Below are 22,560 nucleotides of genomic sequence, written 5' to 3'. Positions count from 1 at the left end.
ATGGCAAAAGTATATCATAGTCGTTTACCATTTTCAGGATTAAAAGCTTAAAGACACAGACTAGCCAATCTGTCTATTTGTAAAATAGTGCTAAAAATCGTACACTAAGATTATATGATAACGGTTAAATTAAAGGGCGGTTTGGGAAACCAGCTATTTCAATATGCATACGGTAGAGCTGTTTCTCTAAAACTGGAGACCCCTCTTATTCTTGACGTATCTGGATATGACAATCAGTCAGAAATAGACACTGAACGAGAGCTTCAAATAAACTGCTTCAATCTGCAGGCGTCAATATCAAATGATGTTAATGACTCCAATATTAGTCTTTTCAAGAGATTGTATGAAAAAGCAAAGAATGCGATAAAAAATACAGCTAATCCTTATAATGGATATATCTTTACACCTGAAAATCTAGACATTAAGGATGGTTCACACGTGGAGGGTTTTTGGCAAAGTGAAAAATATTTTTCTAATATTGAAACCATATTAAGATCTGACCTTACTCTAAAAGAAAAACTTGGTGAGAAAGCAAAACTTTTTAGAGATAGAATAAAACAAGTTGCTGATAACGGTGGGGTCAGCGCGTCAGTTCATATAAGAAGATGTGATTATACTACAAATAAATATGCAGCGGCATATCATGGTGCACTTGATATGACATATTATCAAAGAGCAATATCCACCCTACAAGCAAAGCTGTGTGGAAAGCAATTGGTTTTATTTGTCTTCTCAGATGATATATCCTGGGTTAAGGAGAACCTAAAGACAGATGTACCATTTGTTTGTGTTTCAAGACCAGAAATTTTAGACCATGAGGAACTTATTCTTATGGGATATTGTAATCACAATATTATAGCAAACTCATCCTTTAGTTGGTGGGGTGCATGGCTTAATCCAAAAAAAGACAAGATTGTAATAGCTCCAAAAAGATGGGTTAAGGACTCTCGTGCAAATACAAATGATGTTACTCCGCTTGGTTGGATAAAGATCTAGCCCCCCCCCTTTTTTTTTCTGTTATTAGTGTGTTTTCTTCAATCCAGTTTCTTTCAATTAGTTTTTCTACTGTTCAATATCCAATATTCTCTTTAATGCATCCGGTGTCAATTCACCATTTCTTCTATTAGAAATATTTTGTTCTGCTTCCCTTCTATTATTATTTACAGATTCATTTTTTTCAGGTTCGCTTTTTACTGATTCGTTTTTTGAACCCTGCTCTGTTTGTTTTTCTACATTTTGAATAGATGAAGAACTCTCCCCCATTACCGAAAGCAAAGCATTCCTCAGTGCGGCAACATTTTCTGGTTTGATTTCCTTTTGATTATTTTTAAATTTATTTTCAGTTGCGCCAGCTAGTGAATTCAAAGAAACGGGGCGGACGGGTTGTGGTTTGACCAATGCAGGCTGTGGCACTAATACAGGTTTAGGTATATACACAGGATGTTGTGCGATTGACTGTGTTTTTTGTTGCGGCGGCAATGAAATAACTTCATTGGCAGGTATACTTTCAGATTTTACTATTTTTTCTCTAGGTTTTTCAGCTGTCCTCTCAACATTGGAAACCACAGGTTTTTGTACCAATCTTAAATCAGGTCTATTATCATCTAATCTTTCGGAAATTGAGCTTTGTGTAGGTCTATCAGACTGTCTGCTTACAGATCTTTCACCAGACCTAAGACTTGACCTATCACCAGACCCCATGCTGGACCTACCATCATCACGAGCTCTACTTGATGTTCTTGAGCTGGATCTATCGCCATCCCTCTCGGCAACCCTATCACTCGCTCTTGCACTTGGTCTGTCATCACCTCTATCTGTAGACCCAGTAGTTATTGATGTTTTAGAAGGTGTCTTTACGCCAATCTTTTCAACGTGCCAATTTCTGATGTCTTCTTCAATTTTTTCTCTTGGGTTAGCAAATTGAGCTCGCGAGAGATTAAGAATTTCTTCAACATAGGAAACCTCCGGCTTCTTAATTGGAGCCATGCCGATTGCAGAAAATGGACGAGATGTAACTCCATCGATCATTAACTTCAAATACATTTGATATTGCTGCAGGTTCACCAAATCCTCTGCTGTAAACTCTGGTGCGTATTCCTTTTCAAAAACGGCAGCATCATAAGCCCCAATTCTAAAAGTAATCATTGTTCCTACGTTTCCAAAAACAGCAGCCCTAACTTCTTCTGGCATTTGTTCTACGTATTGATTTGCAATAGTTAAACTTAATTTATATTTTCTAGCTTCAGATAAAATGTCAGCAAAAGAGTCATTTGCAAAGTTTTGAAACTCGTCCACATATAAATAAAACTGAGGTGCTTTTTTTATATCTTCCTCTTTCAAATCAGCACGAGACATAGCTGCAAGATAAATTTTTGTAATTAACATTGCTCCCAAAAGATTTGCATTTGCCTCGCCTACTCGTCCTTTTGATAAGTTGATTATCAAAATTTTCTTATTATCCATTATCTCTCTAATATCAAAACCAGATACAGGTTGACCAATAATGTTTCTAACAAGTGGGTTACCAACAAATTGTCCAACTTTGTTTTGAATTGCAGGAGCCGCTTCTGCTGCAAATTTTTCTGTATACTTTCCATATTCATCAATCCAAAAAGCCTTAACAGTAGGGTCTGTAACATTAGCAACAATAGTGGCTCTAAATTCCTTGTCTGTAAGCATTCTGTTAACTGACATCAGTGTTGAACCAGGGTACTCCAAAAGAGCAAGCATTATATTATTTAAAATATATTCCATTCTGGCAGAAAAAGCATCAGCCCAGATTGTCTTAAACGCACTCATCAAACCATTTGCAACAAGGTGTCTCTTTGTGATACCAACATCCTCAAGAACATTAAAAGCAATAGGAAAATCAAGGTCAAAGGGAGCAAAGTATACAACGTCTTTTTTACGATGTTCTGGAATGTACTCTAAAAGTAAATCCGCAGACTTTCCATGTGGATCAACAAAGGCAATTCCTTCACCGTTCTGAATGTCTTGTATAGCTAGATTTTCAAGTAGAGTTGATTTACCCATACCTGTCTTTCCAATAGTATAAACATGGCGAGCTCTATCCTTTGCCTTAATACCAAAACGAATATGCTTATTTCTAGCATCAGTCTCTGCGAAGTATGTTACTTTTTCATCGTCTTGCATATATTAATTAATGTATAGATTACTGTATACAGTATAATGCCAAAAAAGTTTTAACGCTATGTGAATATCACACCTCTGCAAGATTCATTACTTTTAAAATTGAAATTATTTCTGTAATAGAATAGGTTTTGTACTACTATATTTATTTCCGGGGTCCCACATCATCCAACTAGTAAGCCCAGCGTCGTATGCTGCTGTAATCTGAGCCTTAACCATTGCGGGAGTATATGTTGCACCCATATTAAAATCTTGAAGCCATGGTCTTAATTTTAAAGGATCCTGACCTATTGCCTTTGCTCGTGCAACTGCCTTACTCATTGAAACAAATATAACATCATAAGGTCTGGTTGCAGGCTTTGTGTAACCGTTCCAACCTGGTCCAAAGTGCGATGGATAAACCATAGGAGAAACATAATCAACATGAGGTAAAATCTTTTCTAGTAATTGACCGATACCCAAGTCATCTGTATTTGTTGCAACCATTCCAAAAACATCAGCAGAAATTTTAGGTCTATTGTCTCCACTTTTTCTAAGCTCGCCATCCATGTAGGTAAAGAATCTCGATAATATATTAGCCCTAGTATTTAAACTTAAATCATCATATGCGATGGTAGTTGTGGAGATAACGGTAGCTTCAGTTATTGGTATCAGTTCAGTGGTAGTAGCTGCAACAGCTACAATAACAGAAGCTTTGTTGGAAATTTTAGTACCAGCTTTAGTGCTTACCTTTGGCGCCTTAACTACAGCTGGTTTTGGTTTTTGTGCAATTGGGTCATTAACAATAGCTACCGGATAGCTTAGATCCTTCATGTTTCCATCTGACGGGAATCTTATATAGTCCAGATTAACTTCATCAAAACCTATTGAATATGCAACCCTGGCAATTTTTATATTGTAATCCCAAACTTCTTTTGATCCAGCGTACATCCAAGACATCCCTTTTCTATCCTTCCAAATAAGACCATCGCTTTTTCTTTTTACAGAATATTCTGGATGTTTTTTAGCTAGACAAGAATCCTGAAAAACAGCGACTCTTGCGATTACATAAATATTTAAATCATGAAATTCCTTTATAAGACCTTTGATGTCACTAATTCTATTCTCGGTACATCCCTCATTATCAATTTCAGGTACACCTGTTTTTGCAGAAAGCATTCCTGTTGAATCCTTAAAGTCTATGACAACGGCATTTAATTCAGAATCCGCAATCATTTTTTTTATTCTATTTTTAAAATCATTTGATCCAGCAACCCAACTAGACATATAGACAGCCTTAAGTGCTACAGGTGTCTTTAAATGAGTTGCGCCGGCTTGAGTTTGTATGATTGAACTATTTGGATCAAAGGCAATAATTGACGATGAAGATGCAATGGCGCTTGCCGATAGAACCTGATTTGTATCGCTCGACGTTGAGGCTGATTGACCTAACGCTGATGCTGAAACAGAATCACTAACCTTTGCCTTCATGTGACTCGCATCAAAAGTTACAGAAAGGATATTAGGTAAAACAAACAAAACTATGGTTAATAAAAATAACCCACCTAAAATAAAAGGCACGTTCTTGCCTCCAAGAAGATGTTTAATATATTTTAGATTCTTTGAACTGTTAGTTCTTTTTTTGCTGTTCATGAACGTATAGATAAGATAAAACAGCAACTAATAAACCGAGTGCCTCAATTACTAAATTCTTAAAGCCTCCTGCAACTGATAGAAATACCGGAACCAAAGCAATAACCAGACCCAATACAATGAGAACAGTCCTTATTTTTTTCATGTAGTCAGTATAGCAAAAATTGATAATAGTTCCAATTTTAGACTATCTCGCATGGGCGATTATAAAATAACCTAGGCAACTCTAATACGTTTCGTTTATTGTGTAAAATTTGGTCCAACAATAACAACAAACTCCCCTCTTAATTTATTGCTATCTAATTTTATTCTATCAATCAATTCTTCTGCGGTTCCAACAGCACATTCCTCAAACATTTTTGTAAGCTCGCGGGCTAGGTATATTTTTCTATTAGGAGTTTCTGACTTTTCAAAATATTCCTTTAATGACTCCAGGGTTTTTTCTATTCTGTGTGTTGACTCATAAAACACAAAAGATTCCTTCTTTGCTTCTGCAATTTTATTAAATAGAGTTTCTCTACCTTTTTTATGAGGTAAAAAACCAATAAATGTAAATTGGTGGTCTGGAAGTCCAACAATTGAAAGTGCAGCAGTTAAAGCAGATGGTCCAGGTACAGCTTTGATTTCAACATCATCACCCAATACCTCTCTTACCTTTGAAACAAGCAGAGATCCAGGGTCAGAGATTGCGGGAGTCCCGGCGTCTGTAATAAGCGCCAGGTCCTTCCCTTCTTTTAACATTTCTATTATCTTATCAATCTTAGCTAATCCACTATGAGTATGAAAAGACATTGTAGCTGTTTTGATTTCATATTTATTTAGTAGAGTTCTACTTGTTCTAGTGTCTTCACATAAAATCAAATCAACCTCTCCTAATACACGTATAGCGCGCATAGTGATATCTTCTAGGTTTCCTATTGGAGTTCCGACTACATAAAGTGTTGACATAGTCTGATTGTATTACATTTTTACTGATAATCAACCCCTATGCTTTGAAAACCTTCTTTAATAATTACAACATGGTCTAAAACATGAATACCAATAATTCTTCCAGCTTGCACCAACTGCTTTGTAATTTCAATGTCCGCTGTACTTGGAGTAACTACACCTGACGGATGGTTATGTGCCAAAACAACCGCAACAGCACCATACTCAAGGGCTGGTCTAAAAACTTCTCTTGGGTGAACAATGTTTGTATTAATAGTTCCAATAGAAATGACCTCATCATGAATAACTCTATTGTGAGTATCTAAATATATGCCTCTTAATTGCTCTTTGGGTAAAGAATGCATATCTACCAAATAATCATAGGCATCTTTTGCTGTCCTTATAACAGCAAGACCGATATCATTCTTTTTATAAAGACGCCTGCCAATTTCACTGCACGCAACTATTTGACACGCTTTTCCTAAGGGAATATTCAAGTCCTGTGAAAGTTGTTCTGGATTAATTTGTGAAGACAATGCACTTACTCCATATTCCTTTACAAGACGTTTGGACATAGATAGTACGTCTTCTGCTTTTGTTCCAACATTTAGAACAATTGCAACAAGCTCTGCTAGAGAAAGTGGGGCTGGGCCGTATGCAATTAATTTTTCTCGCGGTTTTTCCTCTTGAGGTAAATCTCTAAAGCGTAAGTCATAGACACGAACGCTACCTTCCCCAGGCTCTGGGACTGATGACATAATCAGGTCTGTATCTTTAATAACATAAGGAACTAATTTATTTGATGAATTTTTCATAACCAGAATACTATAGCAAATAGTTCTAAAGTTTCTATAAAGAAATTCTAAAGAAAAACTGGAGATTTTATGTAGTGACACAAGATGCACCAGGAATGTATTTTTATATCTATTCAAAAATTAACCAAATACTAATACAAAAGACCTCATCTCTGAGGTCTTTTGTAAACATGACTTTTTATATGTTTTAAGTTTAATCCTTAAACTAGATTGTCTCTATCAACATAACATTTGACTCTTCAGTCTTTGCAAATGGCATTCCAGATACAACTACTACTCTATCCCCCTTCTTTACAAGCTTGTTCTTTGTAAGCAATGGTCTAACGTTTGCAAAAGCTTCTTCAAAAGTCTTATGCTTTGCATCCATTATTGGATAACAACCGTAAATCAGACATGCTTGATTAAACAAAACAGGATTTGGAGTTAAAACAAGAATTGGTTGATGACCTCTATTTCTTGAAACCATTCTTGCAGCATATCCGTACTCAGTTAGAGTAACAATATACTTTGCATCAACCTTCTCAGCAGCCTCCATAGCAGCAAGAGTTGTTGAATGTCCAACACCTATGTGATGCGCTTGCATTCCCCACAACATCTCTGCATGGTGTTCTGAATTCTCAACCTTAAGTGCGATAGTTGACATCATTTCAACAGCTTCAATTGGGTAATCCCCAAGAGTTGATTCCTCAGAAAGCATAACAGCATCTGTTCCATCAAGGATTGCATTGGCAATATCAGATACCTCAGCACGAGTAGGAACTGGAGACTTAATCATAGATTCCAACATTTGAGTTGCAGTAACAACTGGCTTTCCAGCTTCATTAGCCTTCTTGATAATCATCTTCTGTACAAGTGGTGTATTTTCATATCCAATCTCCACAGCCAAGTCCCCACGAGCAACCATCACAGCATCAGAAAGTGCGATAATCTCATCGATATTGTCCACTGCCTCTTGTGTTTCAATCTTTGCCATAATCATAGCTTTAGACTTTGCTTTATCAAGAATTCCTCTTAGCTCTTTAACGTCATCCCCTGTTCTAACAAAAGAAAAGGCAACAATATCAACTTTATTTTTGATTCCAAAAGCAATATCCTTCTTATCTTTTTCTGTAAGAGAACTAACCTTAAGGTATGCACCTGGAAGATTTACTCCACGTCTGCCTTTTGTCTCACCTCCGATTAGAATTTTACACTTAATCTCACTTCCCTTTATTTCAACAACTTGGAATTGTTTCTTACCATCATCAACCATTATTATATTTCCCACCTTAAGTTCTAGGTGAAGTGTTGGGTAGTTAATTGAAACACGTTTTTCATCTCCAACAATTTTCTCAGGAGTTAGAGTAATAAAATCTCCTTTTTTTAGAGTTACACGATCTTGGTAGAAATCTCCGATTCTAAACTTTGGACCAGAAAGGTCTTGCATGATTGCGCAAGGCATACCTGTTTCCTCAATAGCCTTTTTAAGGTTATTGAACTTTGCTTGATGTTCAGCAAAATCTCCGTGAGAGAAGTTCATTCTCATAACGTTCATTCCTGCCTTTAACATCTTTTTTAATTGTTCTGTCGATTCCGTAACAGGGCCGATTGTAGCCACTATTTTAGTCTTTTTACCAAGGTGCATAATGTTTAATTTAATTTATTTTTAATTAGATTCACATCCTAGCATAAAAACGCCTAAAAATAAAGGCCTTAGGGATTTAACAGAGGTTTTATAATAACACGGTCTAATAAACATGATCATGTTTTCCTAAATCAATCAGTAAAACCAATATATAACCATTCTCTTCCTTAAGAATAATTCTTAAATCAAAACCTGCCTTAATAGAGTTAAAACCATTAAGTCCTCCTTGTAGACCATGGTTTAGTAGAGATGGGTCAAAAGGATCTTTTGCAAATTTCTCCAGTGCTCTATCTATCTTATCTTTTAGATTATTACTTAGTTTTTTATATTTTTTATCATACTTATCTGTAGTAACTATCTTCATTTTTTATTGAGACCTTAGATGCTTAATTAATTCCTTGGCATTTTTAAACTCCTTTGATCTTTTACCATTTTTATAGGCATCCAGTATCTCATCCTCCTGTTCTTTTGTATAATTGAAATAACTATCATTATTTACAGGAAAAGGTATTCCCCCAGTAATGTTTATTTTATTTAGGAAAATTCTAAAAGCCGTAGGTAAATCCAGACCCAGTTTATTCAAAGTCTTTTCTGCCTCATTCTTTAACTTTGTGTCTACTCTTATTTGTACGTTTGTAGTCATACATATATTATATGCAAAATGCATGTATTTTGCAAGTATGTAAAATAATTGTATCAAACCTCTCGCTAAACCACTTACTTAAGTTGTATATATCTAAAAAACTATATCTCCTTTATCACCTTAATGTCCGCCCCTATTCCATTCAATCGTTCAGCAATATCCTCATACCCCCTGCTTATTGGGTAAATGTTTCTAAGAATAGATTTTCCTTTTGCTCCAAGCATGGCAACCATAATAATCATTGCAGGGCGTAGTGCTAAAGGGCAAACAATTTGTGCAGCCTTCAATTCTGTGGGCCCTTGAATAAAAACTCTGTGAGGATCCGCCAGGTTGATATTGGCCCCAAGCCTATTTAACTCTGTAAAATAAATTGCTCTATTCTCCCACATCCAATCATGAATCAAAGTTGTCCCCTTAGCCAACACAGCAATTGGCACAAAGAATGGCAGGTTATCAGTATTAATTCCAGGATATGGTTGGGCTGAAATTTTATCAAGTGGAGCAACTAGTTTTGATGGGTAAATAGTAATATCAACTAATTTTGTTCTACCATTCACAGCATAATAAACAGATGTCTGCTTATACTTCAATCCCATCTTTTTTAACTTAAACATTTCCAGGGCTAGAAAATCAATTGGACATCTCGTTATAGTCAGAGTAGATCCAGTTACAATACCTGCTGTAATGAACATCATAGATTCTGTTGGATCTTCACTATTATAATAATCAACATCCATATTAATTTCATCAATTCCATGAACGATTAACGTGGTTGAACCAACGCCCTCAATTTTCACACCCAAGGTTTCCAGAAAGAAACATACTTCCTGAACCTGATAGTTTGGTGGTGCAAACTGAATTGTAGTCTTCCCTTTTATTAGGGCTGCCGCCATTAATAAATTCTCGGCCGCAGTATCGGAAGACTCTGACATTATAATATGAGCGGGCGCTAGTTTTTTTGATTGAATTAGATAATGATCCTCTTTTGTATCAATTTTTACACCCAAATCTTCTAGACCATATCTATGAGCAGAGATTGTCCTTTGACCCATTTTACAACCTCCTGAGTGAGGTATTTTAAATATACTTTCTAGATGGATCATTGGGCCAATCATCATCAAGCCGGATCTAATTCTTCCTGCTGCGACCTTATCCATATTCTCCGTTTTTAACTTTTTTGGAACAATAATTTCCAAAGTATTTTTTTCAATCCATTTTATTGAAATACCAATACTTTCCATTAATTCTATAATTCTTTGAACCTCTTCAATACGAGGTATTCCATGCAGACGAGTTTTTCCTTTATTTAAAAGTGATGCACAAATAAGACCAAGCGCCCCATTTTTAGATGTATTCGTTGCGATAGTTCCAGAAAGTTTTCTTCCCCCATTAATTTCTACATCAATAGAATCTGAAATAGTCATAATTTTTCTTCCAAGAGCAATACTTATTCTATTCAATTCTTCTGTTGTCATGTTCTGTCCCCCATTCTCAATCCTAGCTACCGCACTTTGTGATGTTTTCAAAAGCTTAGCAAAATCTGTTTGAGTTAGATTTCTATCCTCTCGAAGTTGTTTAATAAAGAATCCCAAATTTTTATTACTTTCTGTTACCTTAGGATTAGTAGATACTTTGACTTTTAACTCTGTTTTGCTTTTCATATACATATATCATATATGGTATATTGCAAAAATCAATTAAAAAATCCACAGGTTACCCTGCAGATTTTATAACTTATAGATTCAAACTTGAGACTTACTTTGTGCGTGTGGCAGGACTCGAACCTGCGGCCTCTTCATTATCAGTGAAGTGCTCTAACCAGCTGAGCTACACACGCATTCTTACAAACAGACTTGTCAAACCTTTGCTGTTTGTGGTTTATAATGTATCAAATTATCCCATTAAAAACAAGTCTATTTTAAAGACTATTTTAAGAAAAACAAAGCAATAAAAAAACCCCGCTTGCGGAGTACTTTTATCATATAAAATATGTACTTTGGCGACTAAATGACAACCTCAACCGTCCTTATTATTGTTCTGTTTGGCCTGGCCTTGTTCCCAGGAGGCAGTATATTTAGGTTATACCTTCCTTATGCATTCTCGAGGCATAATCTCATTGAGCTTAATAAATTAAGTTCGATCAACCGTATTCAGCTAATACATGAAATTCATGTACGCATTTTTCAAATTGAATTGTTCCACGACCAGCTTCCGCTAGCCGTGCCTTGTTACGACTTACTCCCTGTCGATGAACTTACCGTAGGCCCGCACTAGGCGAGACTTCGGGTACTCCCATCTCCCTTGAGTTGACGGGCGGTGAGTACAAGACTTGAGAACGTATTCACCGCAGTATGTCTGACCTGCGATTACTAGTAATTCCAACTTCATGAAGTCGAGTTGCAGACTTCAATCCGAACTGGCGCCACTTTTATAACGATTTGCTCCACCTCGCGGTATTGCGTCGTGTTGTAGTGGCGATTGTATTATGTGTGTAGCCCAGGGCATCAAAGGGCCATGCTGATCTGGCGTCATCCTCACCTTCCTCCCCCGAGAGGGGGCAGTCTCGTGTGACACTTGTAACACACGACGAGGGTTGCGCTCGTTACCCCACTGAAGGGAACAGTTCAAACCACGAGCTGACGACGACCATGCAGCACCTGTCTAATTGTCTTGCGAGGGCTCCCGTTTCTGGGAGCTTTCAATTAAATTTCCAGCCCTGGTGAGGTTCTTCGTTTGACATCGAATTAAACCACATAATCCACTACTTGTGCAAGTCCCCGTCTATTCCTTTGAGTTTTAACCTTGCGGTCGTACTACCCAGGTGGTTCATTTAACGCGTTAGCTACGCCTCTCAGAGGGTCGATACTCCGAAAAGCAAATGAACATCGTTTAGGGCGTGGACTACTGGGGTATCTAATCCCATTCGCTACCCACGCTTTCGTTCCTCAGTGTCAGGAATGTGCCAGTCTGCTGCCTTCGCTTTTGGTGTTCCCCATGATATCAACGGATTTCACCCCTACACCATGAGTTCCACAGACCTCTCACACCCTCTAGTCTTACCGTTTCCTACGCACTTCTGGAGTTAAGCTCCAGGCTTTAACATAAGACTAATAAGACCACCTACGAACCCTTTACACCCAATAATTCCGGATAACGCTTGGGGCACTCGTATTACCGCTGCTGCTGGCACGAGTTTAGCAACCCCTTATTCTTGAGGTACTATCAATTACTTTCTCCCTCACAAAAGATCTTTACATCCCGAAGGACTTCATCAATCACGCGACGTCGCTCCGTCAGGCTTTCGCCCATTGCGGAAGATTCTCGACTGCAGCCACCCGTAGGTGTATGGACCGTGTCTCAGTTCCATCGGTGGGGGTCAGGCTCTCACCTCCCCTAGACGTCATAGCCTTGGTAGTCTTTTACACTACCAACTAGCTGATATCCCGCAGGCCGCTCCTTTAGCGAAAAACTTTACTCCTAAGAGACTATCGGGTATTAGCTCATCTTTCGATGAGTTATTCCCGACTAAAGGGTGCGTACCTACGTGTTACTACCTCGTTCGCCACTGGAAGAGTCTTGATGTAATCGCAAAACTTCCCGTTTGACTTGCATGCCTTATCCACGTCGCCAGCGTTCATCCTGAGCTAGGATCAAACTCTAAAATTAAACTCAAACAGAACAAAAAAAAGGACGTTTGTTGGTTGTCATTTAGTTGTCAAAGATGTCTTTAGAAATGCCTGAAATATTTTATTAGTTTTACCTAACTCAATATTCCTGGGAGATTCCTAGGACGGCCCCCTGCGATTTAATCAAATGATTTGTGAAAATCATCAGTGGCGTGGTCGTAATTATAGCCATAAAACGCTTGCCGTCAAGTCTTTTTGGATGGACTTTATGTAGAACCTTTTTTTAAGCCTAAAATATCACTTATAGCCCTACAAATAACGATATTTTAAAGATGGAATGACCTAATTTTTTCCACTTTTTTCAATTTAAAATCTACCAATTTTCTAATTCTTATAATTTTACCTAATTTTACGAGATAATTACTGCTCTAAAGTTGAAATTTCCTCGATTTCCATTTGACCACCACTCACTTGCTCTTCAGATTGATTAAGTAGAGATTTATATAAATGAAGGAATGCTAGCTCAAAGATTATAAAGGTTACAACAATTCCGACTCCCAAGGCAATTAGACCAGATAGAACTAGGAGGCCAGACAATATGAAAAACAGAAATAATTCCACCATTTTCCCCTCAGTCATCGCTCTTGATTTAGCAAAAGCCTCCCCTATCCCCATCTTCTTGTCTACAATCAATGTGGAAGCAAAACAATATCTTATAGCTATGTATATTCCCGGAATAATCAATAATATCATACCCCCTAGGACTGCAAGCGAATAAATCACGGTGACAGCTATAAGTCTCAAATATACACCCTGGGAATTGAATAGGTCAGAAAATTTTGTCTCACTGCCTTCAATAGAATCTAGTTTTATCTTTGTTTGACCTGCATTAAATAATACCTGCATCAAAAACTTGACTACATAGTATAAAATAAGCAGCATTAAGGGGTATAAAGCCTTAGTCCCAAACAAGGGATATAAAGACTCAGTTACCAACTTCTTCATATCATTAATTTTAAAAGCTTCGTCCATAACCACACCAACAAGGAACGGTACAGCTACTGCATATATTAGAATTTGCCAATTTTTCTTGAATGTCTCTAAACCGGATTTCCATGAGATCTTAACTGATATTTTATTCATCGGTACTTTAGTTAAATTAAAACAATAAACACCAAACTAATTGTTTGATGTTTACGATTATACCATATCTTCTATTGTCTGACCTCAGTTTGTCTTCTAATCTATTACCTGACCGCAATCTAATGCCCCATGCTCAATAGACTAGTTATTCTTTTGTCCCTTCCAAAAAGTAACCAAAAGTGGAGATCCTAGAAATACTGATGAGTATGTTCCCAAAACAATACCAATAATCAATATCAATGAGAAGTTTCTAGTTGCCTCAGCCCCAAAGATATATAGAGCAACCAACGCTAGCACTGTAACCAATGAAGTGTTTATAGATCTAGTGAATGTTTGACTAATACTCTTTCCAACAGTTTTATCAAATGCATCCTTATGATGATCATCTAGCTTTAGGTTCTCTCTTGTTCTATCAAACACAACAATTGTATCGTGAACTGAGAATCCAAGTATAACAAGAATAGCAGTGACAAAGAGTGCGTCGATTTCAAAGCCTCCATTCCTTCCTAGGAACACGTAGATTCCAGTTGGAACCAATACGTCATGAGCAAGTGCAATAACGGCTGACAGCCCATATTTCCATGATGAGACAGGCTTTGAAACATGTCTAAATGCAAATGTGATGAACAAAACAATCGCAAGTATAACAAAAAGAATTGAAGTCCAAGCCTTTGATTGAAGCTCTTGACCAAGAATCGGTCCTACTGTATCCATTCTTTTTATTTCTCCTTTAATGGCTGTTGATGTTGCTACACCAGAGTTATTTGAATCTGAAAAAGCGGCAACAGCAGAAGTTGTGGCTGTTGATGTTCCAGCAACTCCAGTCTTTAGACTCGCTGTAACTGAATCAATTGTACTAGATGCTAAATCGGCAGTTCTAATAATATAACCCATATCCCCCGTTGGTCTTACAACTATTTCACTTGTGACACCAGCATTTTTAACAATTGATGTAATCTCATCATGAGATGGTTTTGCGCCCTTGTATTCAACTTCAATAATTGAACCACCTTTGAAATCAATTCCGTAATTTAGTCCATATTTTGAAATTGAAAATATAGAGAATAATACTAGGAGTATTGATAACGTGTAAAAAATTTTTCTGTATTTAACTACAAACATAATATTATTTTTAGTCTTTTAAATTAGCGTCTTAGGCCATTACTGAATAAAAACTTTACAATTCCCTTGTGTTTCTTAACACCAAGTGCAAGAAGGAAAGTTCTTGAAATTGTAATAGCTGTAAACATTGAAACCAACACACCAATTAAGAATACTAATGCAAAACCTTTAATTAATGCAGATGTTGCAAAGAAATAAAGAATAACAGCAGTAATAATACTTGATAAGTTTGAATCTCTAATTGAAAGCCATGCGCGCGCAAAACCTTCTCTTATACCATCTTCAAGAGAGTGGCCTTTTGCAAGTTCTTCTCTCATTCTTTCAAAGATTAGAATATTTCCATCAACCGCCATACCAATAGATAGAATAAAGGCAGCAAGTCCAGCTGAAGTTAGAACAACCGGAATCATCTTAAATATTGCTAGCATGAATATTGTATACATTGATAATGAAACAATAGCTACAAGACCAGGAAGTCTATACCATAGCAATAGGAATATTGCGATAATAAGGAATCCCCAAAGTCCTGCATCAACACTAGCCTTAAGTGCGTTTTCACCAAGAGAAGCACCAATTGATTGAGTTCCAATAAGTGTTATAGGAACAGGTAGAGCACCATATCTTAGGTCTCTAGCAAGTGACTTTGCCTCCTCTGGAGTAAAGTTTCCTGAAATCACAGCGCTTCCATCCTTGATTTGATCTCTAATTACTGGAGTAGAAATTGGCTTTCCGTCTAGGAAAATAGCTAAAATCTTTCCGATGTTTTTTCCAGTAACCTCTGCAAACTTTGCCTTTCCTGTTTCATCAAAAGAAATTGCAACAAGAGGTTGTCTTGTGTTTGTATCAAATTGTACTTGCGCTGATTTAAGGTATTGACCTGTTAGTCCAACGTCATCATATAGCTTTGAATAGTCTACTGTAGCAGCAACAGTTGATGTTGCTTTAGCTGTTTGGTTATTTGTACTTGTTGATGTTAATAGTGAAATTAATGAGCTTGTTGCATCAACAGCATTTGCTGAAGCTACAGCTGAAGCGCTAGATGATGTAGATAGCTCGTTAAGGGCTTTTTGTAGCTCTGTAGCTTTTGTAAGATCAGCTTCTCCCACCCCCTCTTTTTGAATCTTAAATTCAAGAACTGGAGTCTTTCCTATTGTATCAATAGCACTCTTCAGGTCTGTTACACCAGGAAGCTCTACAACTAATTTACGAACTTCTTGCCCGTTAATTGTAGATTTTTCTGTTTGAATGATAGGCTCTGAAACTCCAAAGGCGTTAATTCTTGATTCAATAACCCCCCTTAGACTTTCCATTGCTCCATCAACATCCTTAACACCCCCAACGGAGCCAGATTTTTGAAGGTCTGCTTGATAAACCAAGTGTGATCCACCGCTAAGATCTAAGCCAAGTTTAAAAGGAAAATTAGAAATAAATCCTTGGCCCGGAACTTGTGAATAATAATCAAATCCTAGTACTGCGAATCCGAAGATAAGCAGTAAGATTGCGCTAATTCTGACTTTTTTCATATGATAACGCCAATTATACTCACTTAAAGAATTGTGACAAGGGTGTACATTATGCCAATAGAAGTGTTATAAAATATATTATAAAAACAAAAGCTCTGTAAAGAACAGATTGATATGGAACACAAAAAAAGCAGAAAGCCTAGTATCCCAGAAACTCATTATTGGTTCTGTCCTTATGTATAGGCCTAGAATACTTCCTCATGGACATCAAAAGACCTAAACCAACAAATTCTGTAACCAAGTGAGACCCACCATAACTCATAAATGGAACTGGAATACCAGTTACCGGCATGAGGCCAATGTTCATTCCTATATTAATTATTAAGTGCGACATAAAGAATATAGCGAGCCCAACCCCAAATAATATCTCAAAGTTTGTCTCCCCTTTTGAAGCTATATATAAAATTCTGGCAATAATTAATGCAAATAAACTCATTAGAATTATTACACCTACAAAACCCCATTCTTCTGCAAAAGCTGCAAAAACAAAGTCTGTTTGATATTCAGGAAGGAACTGTAGTCTTGATTGAGTACCATAGCCAATTCCACGCCCAAATAATTCACCAGAACCAACGGTTATCATCGCTTGTCTTGCATTATATCCACTACCCCTAACATCAGCCGAGGGAGTGATGAAGTTAATGATTCTATTTTTTTGATACTCCTTGAAAACCAGATTCCAAGCCCCAAAAAATACCAATGAACCACTTAAAAAAACTATAGCGAGGTGTTTCTTTGAAATACCAGAAAATAGAACCATTCCAAACCAAATTGCAAAAATTGTAATAGCAGAACCTAAGTCTGGATGCAGTGCCACCAAAATGAAAACAATAAAAGTATAGGCCCCAGAAACAATTATATGGCGTATATTTGCAATTTCCATATGACGTCTAGAAAAATACTTAGCTAGTAGCAATATTAGAATTAATTTTGCGGGATCAGATGGTTGAATAGAAAAAAGCCCAACATTTATCCAACTTTTTGCTCCGTTTGAAATAGATCCAAAAACAAACAGCGCAACAAGCATTAATGTAGACAAGCCGTATAAAACAACAATTACTGAAGTTCGCTTTAATACTCTAAAATCTATTTTACTTGATACAAAAAAAGCCATTAACGCAACAATTATCCAAACTAATTGTCTACCAAAATAATCACTGCTGCCAACAAAAGATTTCATTGTTATAAGCCCCGCTCCTAATATTGGCAATACAGCGCCTAAAATATAGAGATCTGGGCGCCATTTTTTCTTTGAGGATAATATTTCATCTATCACAATCATTTTAATAAAGGTTATTTGTAGAATATTTAATTTCTATAAGTTTGAAAACTAGATCTTTGGCAACAGTTCTATTTTAGAATACTTTAAATCTGTTAGATATGGCCACGTAAACACAACATCAGCCTTTCCGTTTCCTCTCAATTCATCGACTAATGTTCTTGATACCACCTTAGCATTTCCATCTACATCATATACAATTGCGACAACATAAAAATTAGTGTACGTTTTTACTGTTGTATTAGTAATCGTTGAAGTCAATGTTGGTATACCAGCTACAGAAATTATTTGATCCGATGATACTGTGACCTTTGCCTTTTCTGATGGTTTTCTGATCCATGTAACAGGAGATGTTATCTCAAAAATAACCTTACCAATTTTTCTTTGCCCAGCATCAAAAGCTTGTTCAAAGACAACAAAATTTTTCTCATTCGTAGCACTTACAACACCCTCCCTTGTTCCAAGTAAAATATTGTTATCATCAAAAACATTAAATACATAAGAAAAAGGCTCTGAAATGTAATTTAGATTTGGATTTTGAAGATACGCAACTAAATTATTTTTTCCATTAGCAATTGTAAAAGCTCTAGACCACAAAAGCAACGGTGTTCCAATTACATCTGCTGTGCAGGCCTTTGTACAAATACCTCCACAGTCAACTCCAGTCTCATCCTGATTCCGCTTATTATCAAAACAAGTTGGTGACTTATTAAAGAAGTTAAAATACAATGGTAAGCCAATTAGTGCTGATAAAATCATTACAAATGTAATACCGTAAATAAGTTGTTTTTGAATAGACCAGTTCATAAATACATTCTAGCAGAGTTAGTAACAAAGATAAACACAAGCTATTTAGAGTACGATGATTTTCTGCTGAAAATCCTCTCAGTTCGTTGCAACTCACTAGTCTCTAAATAGCTTGTGTTTATCTTTTTGAGATGAGCAACAAAGCAATACAGAAGAAATACAAAATTAATACAAAAAAACACCCACAAAATTTTCATTTCATGGGCTAGTTCTTTTAATATTTAAATTAACCGCTATGTTCTGGCGACGAGCTACTTTCCCCAACAAGTGAGTATCATCGCCTCTGGAGGTCTTAACTTCTGAGTTCGGAATGAGATCAGGTGTGGCCCCTCCGACGAGTCACCAGAACGAAACGGTCAATTTAAAGGTCTTTTCATGGTTCTATAATAAAACTTGCAGAATTATTATTTTGTAATTTAGGTCACAAACAAAAGTGATCGTGAATCTTCATATTTCCTAATAAGAATCGATTTATTAGTACACCTCAGCTGAACATATTACTATGCTTATACTTAGTGCCTATCAACGTGATAATCTCTCACGGATCTCAAACGATACCTTATCTTGAGGTTGGCTTCGCTCTTAGATGCTTTCAGAGCTTATCCATTCCCGATATAGCTACCCAGCGATGCCTTTGGCAAGACAACTGGTACACCAGAGATCAGTCCACCCCGGTCCTCTCGTACTAGGGGCAGTTCCTCTCAAGTATCAACGCCTGCAGCAGATAGGAGACCAACCTGTCTTACGACGGTCTGAACCCAGCTCGCGTGACTTTTTAAATGGCGAACAGCCATACCCTTGGGAGCTTCTTCACCCCCAGGATAAGTCGAGCCGACATCGAGGTGCCGAACTGTGCCGTCGCTATGGACGCTTAGGCACAACCAGCCTGTTATCCCCAGAGTAGCTTTTGTCAGATAATCTTTGGCCGCATCTAATGCGGACCCTCGGTTCACTATGCTCCGCTTTCGCGTCTGTTTGGCACTTACGCCTCACAGTCAAGCCAGCTTATGCCATTGCACTATCGGCACGGTTTCCATTCGCGCCTAGCTGACCTTAATAGACTCCTCCGTTACTTTTTAGGCATTTATGTTACTTATTTTACTAAGCCTTACTTTTCAGTAAGCTTTATATCGCTATAAAGATCGGACTATATCATCATCCATTTTACTGGACGGTTAGCGTATAGTCTCTGAGGATTTCTCTATTACATCAATTTTACTTTTTGTGATAGAAATCTTTCCTGCTGATAGTCTGCATGCAAACATTGTTACCTAAATTAATAGGTAGCTTGCATTCTAAGTCATTGAAGACACAGATTTTCCAGCATATAACTAACTTTTCTAATAATAATTACTTATTACAGTCCCCCTTTTTTATTTGTTTCGAGATGACAAATCTCTGGAGGCGCCATAGTTCGAGGATTCAAAAATTAATTTAAACCCTCGAGGATAGCGCCCCACTAAAACTGCCCACCAGATACTGTCTCTCGACGTTTTTTCCGTCGAGGTTAGAATGTATATTTTTAAAGAATGGTATTTCACTGACGAGTCCACCCTAACCGAAATCAGGATCTCAACCTCTCCCATCTATTCTACGCAGTAAAAACATACAATCAATATCAAGTTGCAGTGAAGCTTCTGGGGTCTTTTCGTCTAGCTGCAGGTAGGAGGCATCTTCACCTCCATTGCATTTTCACCGGGCGGGTCTTCGAGACAGTTCCCCAGTCATTACACCATTCGTGCGCGTCAGAACTTACCTGACAAGGAATTTCGCTAATTTATGTTAACTTTATATCGCTATAAAGATCGAACTCTATCTTCTAAATATTACTATTTAGTCTGACGTTTGGTTTCTGAGGATTCTAAAAATTACTTTTTAGTCTTTCCTGCTGATCGTCTGCACTAATCACATTTTTACTTGAAATAATTTTCTTTCGAATTTTATAACTTAGTAGTGTTAGATACTACAGTGTTTTTCACACACAGATTTACCAGCATATAGTCAGTCTGAACGCTTCATTTTACTGAAACAGGCAGCTCTAATTTTCCTTTGCATTCTTTGGTTCTTCATTATTTATCAACACATCTATGAACAGTCCTAGTTCTTCAGCATTCATTAATAAAAACAAATGCTGAACCTTAGGACCGTTATAGTTACGGCCGACATTCACCAGGGCTTACATCAATCAGCACTACCTTGCGATAGTACCCTCAACGTTTAACCTTCTGGCATCGGTCAGGTGTCACCCCCTATACATACTCTTACGAGTTCGCAGGGAGCTGTGTTTTTGATAAACAGTTGCCAGGGATACTTTTGTTGCAACCCTCTTTTTAGGGAGGGCGAGCCTTATTCCGAAGTTACGGCTGCTTTTTTGCCGAGTTCCTTGAAGACCTCTCACCCGTTCGCCTTGGTCTACTCGACCTGAACACCTGTGTCGGTTTTCGGTACGGTTTCCGCATACATAAGTTTAGAAAATTTTCTTGGAAGCGTGCTTTGAACAATTATTTAGAGGCGAACCCCTAACGTCTCCACTCTATTTGGAATTGATATTAAAATCAGCTCTCCGGACTTACCTAGAGAACTTCCTTAAAGCATGGACACAAATCCGATTATGCGCTGTTCATACTACACTCCGTCATTTCATCACTGTATACAGAAGTCATGGAATATTAACCATGTGTCCGTCGGGTTCGGTTCTCACCATCCCCTTAGGCCCGACTAACCCTTCGATGACAATCATTGCGAAGGAAACCTTGTTCTTTCGGCGTCGGAGTTTTTCACTCCGATTGTGGTTACTTGTGCCAACATTCTTACTTCTTGACGCTCCAGGGTGAGTCACCTCTTCCCCTTCATCGCAGACAAGAACACTCTCCTACCGCGCCCTACCGCCGAAGCAGTAGGACACCCCAAGTTTCGGTACTATACTTTAGCCCCGCGAATCTGCGGCGCAGAATCTCTCGATGAGTGAGCTATTACGCTATCTTTCAAGGATTGCTGCTTCTAAGCAAACCTCCTCATTGTCTCAGAAATTCCACCACCTTAAGTGCACTTAGTATAGATTTAGGGACCTTAAATATGGATCTAGGGCTGTTTCCCTTTTGTCCTGTGGAGCTTAGCCCCCACGGACTAACTGCCGTGCTTTAGTTCTTGGTATTCGGAGTTTGATAGGACTCGCGAGATTTCTCCCTGTCGAGTCCTTCCAGTGCTCTACCCCCAAGAGGAACACACGACGCTAACCCAAAAGCTATTTCGGAGAGAACCAGCTATTACCAAGCTCGATTAGCTTTTCACTTCTATCCCCAGTTCATCCCAATGAGTTGAACGACATACGGGTTCGGCCCTCCCTTTGTCTTTCGACAAAGTTCAGCCTGACCAGGGATAGCTCGCATTGGCTTCGGGTCTAATATGTAATACGGACGCACTATTAATACTCGGTTTCCCTATGGCTCCATCCTCGCGGATTTAGCCGAGCAATACATATTAACTCGTTGGCTCATTCTTCAATAGGCACGCCATGACGGATCGTATAAATACGTCCGCTCTGACTCCTTGTAGGCATATGGTTTCAGGTCTATTTCACTGTCCTCATCGGACTGCTTTTCACCTTTCCCTCACGGTACTTGTTCACTATCGATCACAACATATATTTAGCCTTAGCAGTTAGTTCTGCTGGATTCCCCCGAGCCACTCGTGTCTCGGGGTACTCAAGAGTAATAAAGAAGAGATTTTTTATTTTCACATACGGGACTGTCACCCTCTTTGGTCGCGCTTCCCAACGCGTTCTGTTAACAAAAAATTTTGTAACTCTTTGGATATAAATATCCTATTATTATCTTACAACCCCAGACTGCCACATAGGAGACAGCATAATGATAGTTCCCTAATAAATTAAAGAACCGATAAAATGTCATCCCCAATGTGGAAGTCTGGTTTGGGCTATTTCGTTTTCGCTCGCCGCTATTTACGAAATTGTGTACTTACGTACTTGTTTTCTTTTCCTCCAGTTACTAGAATGTTTTACTTCACTGGGTGCGCACCTTACTTAAAAGTAAGATAAGAGATCAAGTCTCTTGGGTTTCCCCATTCGGAAATCTCCGGATCAAAGGTTGCTAGGCACCTCCCCGAAGCGTATCGCCGCCATGCTGCGTCCTTCATCGCTATGTTGTGTCAAGGCATCCACCATACGCCCTTATATTTCCTATTAGGAAATAAAAAGACCACAATCACTTTTGTTTGTTACCTGTTTTGTTATCATACTCCTTGAGAGTA

Annotated in this window: 15 protein-coding genes, 1 tRNA gene and 3 rRNA genes; 1 reads left to right on the top strand and 18 read right to left on the bottom strand. The window is 37.9% G+C overall.

What is annotated here, in order from left to right:
* Window positions 1-114: 114 nt before the first annotated feature.
* A complete protein-coding gene (locus tag WCQ00_01525) occupies window positions 115-996 on the top strand; it encodes an alpha-1,2-fucosyltransferase (protein ID MEI6042225.1) in 882 nt (293 codons plus the stop codon).
* A gap of 66 nt (window positions 997-1,062) precedes the next feature.
* On the opposite strand, the gene WCQ00_01520 is transcribed toward WCQ00_01525, so the two are convergent.
* From WCQ00_01520 to WCQ00_01435, 18 genes are all read right to left on the bottom strand, one after another.
* Window positions 1,063-3,153 (bottom strand): hypothetical protein, encoded by a 2,091-nt coding sequence (locus WCQ00_01520; GenBank protein MEI6042224.1) that lies wholly within the window; start codon window positions 3,151-3,153, stop codon window positions 1,063-1,065.
* Between the two features lie 105 nt (window positions 3,154-3,258).
* Window positions 3,259-4,782, bottom strand: a complete 1,524-nt coding sequence (locus tag WCQ00_01515; protein MEI6042223.1) for a putative glycoside hydrolase — start codon at window positions 4,780-4,782, stop codon at window positions 3,259-3,261.
* Window positions 4,760-4,927: a hypothetical protein gene (locus tag WCQ00_01510; protein MEI6042222.1), complete on the bottom strand. Its 168-nt coding sequence runs from the start codon at window positions 4,925-4,927 to the stop codon at window positions 4,760-4,762. The genes WCQ00_01515 and WCQ00_01510 overlap by 23 nt, the downstream gene beginning before the upstream one ends.
* A 95-nt stretch (window positions 4,928-5,022) precedes the next feature.
* Window positions 5,023-5,730, bottom strand: coding sequence for a 16S rRNA (cytidine(1402)-2'-O)-methyltransferase (gene rsmI, locus WCQ00_01505; protein ID MEI6042221.1), 708 nt, complete (start codon window positions 5,728-5,730; stop codon window positions 5,023-5,025).
* A gap of 20 nt (window positions 5,731-5,750) precedes the next feature.
* Window positions 5,751-6,524 (bottom strand): DNA repair protein RadC, encoded by a 774-nt coding sequence (gene radC, locus WCQ00_01500; GenBank protein ID MEI6042220.1) that lies wholly within the window; start codon window positions 6,522-6,524, stop codon window positions 5,751-5,753.
* 205 nt (window positions 6,525-6,729) lie between these two features.
* A complete protein-coding gene (gene pyk, locus WCQ00_01495) occupies window positions 6,730-8,148 on the bottom strand; it encodes a pyruvate kinase (protein ID MEI6042219.1) in 1,419 nt (472 codons plus the stop codon).
* Between the two features lie 103 nt (window positions 8,149-8,251).
* A complete protein-coding gene (locus tag WCQ00_01490) occupies window positions 8,252-8,512 on the bottom strand; it encodes a type II toxin-antitoxin system mRNA interferase toxin, RelE/StbE family (GenBank protein MEI6042218.1) in 261 nt (86 codons plus the stop codon).
* Between the two features lie 3 nt (window positions 8,513-8,515).
* Entirely contained in the window at window positions 8,516-8,791 is a 276-nt protein-coding gene (locus WCQ00_01485; GenBank protein ID MEI6042217.1) for a type II toxin-antitoxin system RelB/DinJ family antitoxin, read from the bottom strand.
* Window positions 8,792-8,892: 101 nt separating this feature from the next.
* Entirely contained in the window at window positions 8,893-10,452 is a 1,560-nt protein-coding gene (locus tag WCQ00_01480) for a UDP-N-acetylglucosamine 1-carboxyvinyltransferase (GenBank protein MEI6042216.1), read from the bottom strand.
* A gap of 102 nt (window positions 10,453-10,554) precedes the next feature.
* A tRNA-Ile gene (locus tag WCQ00_01475) sits at window positions 10,555-10,628 on the bottom strand.
* A gap of 349 nt (window positions 10,629-10,977) precedes the next feature.
* Window positions 10,978-12,457 (bottom strand): 16S ribosomal RNA (locus WCQ00_01470).
* Between the two features lie 380 nt (window positions 12,458-12,837).
* Entirely contained in the window at window positions 12,838-13,560 is a 723-nt protein-coding gene (locus tag WCQ00_01465; GenBank protein MEI6042215.1) for a hypothetical protein, read from the bottom strand.
* A 141-nt stretch (window positions 13,561-13,701) separates the two neighbouring features.
* Window positions 13,702-14,682 (bottom strand): protein translocase subunit SecF, encoded by a 981-nt coding sequence (secF, locus tag WCQ00_01460; protein ID MEI6042214.1) that lies wholly within the window; start codon window positions 14,680-14,682, stop codon window positions 13,702-13,704.
* A gap of 23 nt (window positions 14,683-14,705) precedes the next feature.
* Window positions 14,706-16,205 (bottom strand): protein translocase subunit SecD, encoded by a 1,500-nt coding sequence (gene secD, locus WCQ00_01455; protein MEI6042213.1) that lies wholly within the window; start codon window positions 16,203-16,205, stop codon window positions 14,706-14,708.
* A gap of 139 nt (window positions 16,206-16,344) precedes the next feature.
* Window positions 16,345-17,487 carry a rod shape-determining protein RodA gene (gene rodA / locus WCQ00_01450; protein ID MEI6042212.1) on the bottom strand — a complete coding sequence of 381 codons (1,143 nt, stop codon included), beginning with the start codon at window positions 17,485-17,487 and terminating at the stop codon, window positions 16,345-16,347.
* A gap of 48 nt (window positions 17,488-17,535) precedes the next feature.
* A complete protein-coding gene (locus tag WCQ00_01445; GenBank protein MEI6042211.1) occupies window positions 17,536-18,291 on the bottom strand; it encodes a hypothetical protein in 756 nt (251 codons plus the stop codon).
* 238 nt (window positions 18,292-18,529) lie between these two features.
* A 5S ribosomal RNA gene (gene rrf, locus WCQ00_01440) occupies window positions 18,530-18,638 on the bottom strand.
* Between the two features lie 106 nt (window positions 18,639-18,744).
* Window positions 18,745-22,497: ribosomal RNA gene (locus WCQ00_01435) — 23S ribosomal RNA — on the bottom strand.
* Between the last annotated feature and the right edge of the window lie 63 nt (window positions 22,498-22,560).

It is taken from the genome of bacterium (genome assembly GCA_037127815.1).
Taxonomy (GTDB): Bacteria; Patescibacteriota; Minisyncoccia; order Phycocordibacterales; family CAIZLB01; genus CAIJKW01.
Note: the sequence above shows the minus strand (reverse complement) of the source record. Positions and strands in the feature narration are given on the sequence as shown.

Excerpts from the sequence above, each read along its gene's own strand:
- WCQ00_01480 (MEI6042216.1), bottom strand. The coding sequence starts at position 10,452 with ATGAAAAGCAAAACAGAGTTAAAAGTCAAAGTATCTACTAATCCTAAG.
- secF (MEI6042214.1), bottom strand. The coding sequence starts at position 14,682 with ATGTTTGTAGTTAAATACAGAAAAATTTTTTACACGTTATCAATACTC.
- secD (MEI6042213.1), bottom strand. The coding sequence starts at position 16,205 with ATGAAAAAAGTCAGAATTAGCGCAATCTTACTGCTTATCTTCGGATTC.
- WCQ00_01490 (MEI6042218.1), bottom strand. The coding sequence starts at position 8,512 with ATGAAGATAGTTACTACAGATAAGTATGATAAAAAATATAAAAAACTA.
- rsmI (MEI6042221.1), bottom strand. The coding sequence starts at position 5,730 with ATGTCAACACTTTATGTAGTCGGAACTCCAATAGGAAACCTAGAAGAT.
- WCQ00_01510 (MEI6042222.1), bottom strand. The coding sequence starts at position 4,927 with ATGAAAAAAATAAGGACTGTTCTCATTGTATTGGGTCTGGTTATTGCT.
- pyk (MEI6042219.1), bottom strand. The coding sequence starts at position 8,148 with ATGCACCTTGGTAAAAAGACTAAAATAGTGGCTACAATCGGCCCTGTT.
- WCQ00_01465 (MEI6042215.1), bottom strand. The coding sequence starts at position 13,560 with ATGAATAAAATATCAGTTAAGATCTCATGGAAATCCGGTTTAGAGACA.
- WCQ00_01525 (MEI6042225.1), top strand. The coding sequence starts at position 115 with ATGATAACGGTTAAATTAAAGGGCGGTTTGGGAAACCAGCTATTTCAA.
- rodA (MEI6042212.1), bottom strand. The coding sequence starts at position 17,487 with ATGATTGTGATAGATGAAATATTATCCTCAAAGAAAAAATGGCGCCCA.
- radC (MEI6042220.1), bottom strand. The coding sequence starts at position 6,524 with ATGAAAAATTCATCAAATAAATTAGTTCCTTATGTTATTAAAGATACA.
- WCQ00_01520 (MEI6042224.1), bottom strand. The coding sequence starts at position 3,153 with ATGCAAGACGATGAAAAAGTAACATACTTCGCAGAGACTGATGCTAGA.
- WCQ00_01485 (MEI6042217.1), bottom strand. The coding sequence starts at position 8,791 with ATGACTACAAACGTACAAATAAGAGTAGACACAAAGTTAAAGAATGAG.
- WCQ00_01445 (MEI6042211.1), bottom strand. The coding sequence starts at position 18,291 with ATGAACTGGTCTATTCAAAAACAACTTATTTACGGTATTACATTTGTA.
- WCQ00_01515 (MEI6042223.1), bottom strand. The coding sequence starts at position 4,782 with ATGAACAGCAAAAAAAGAACTAACAGTTCAAAGAATCTAAAATATATT.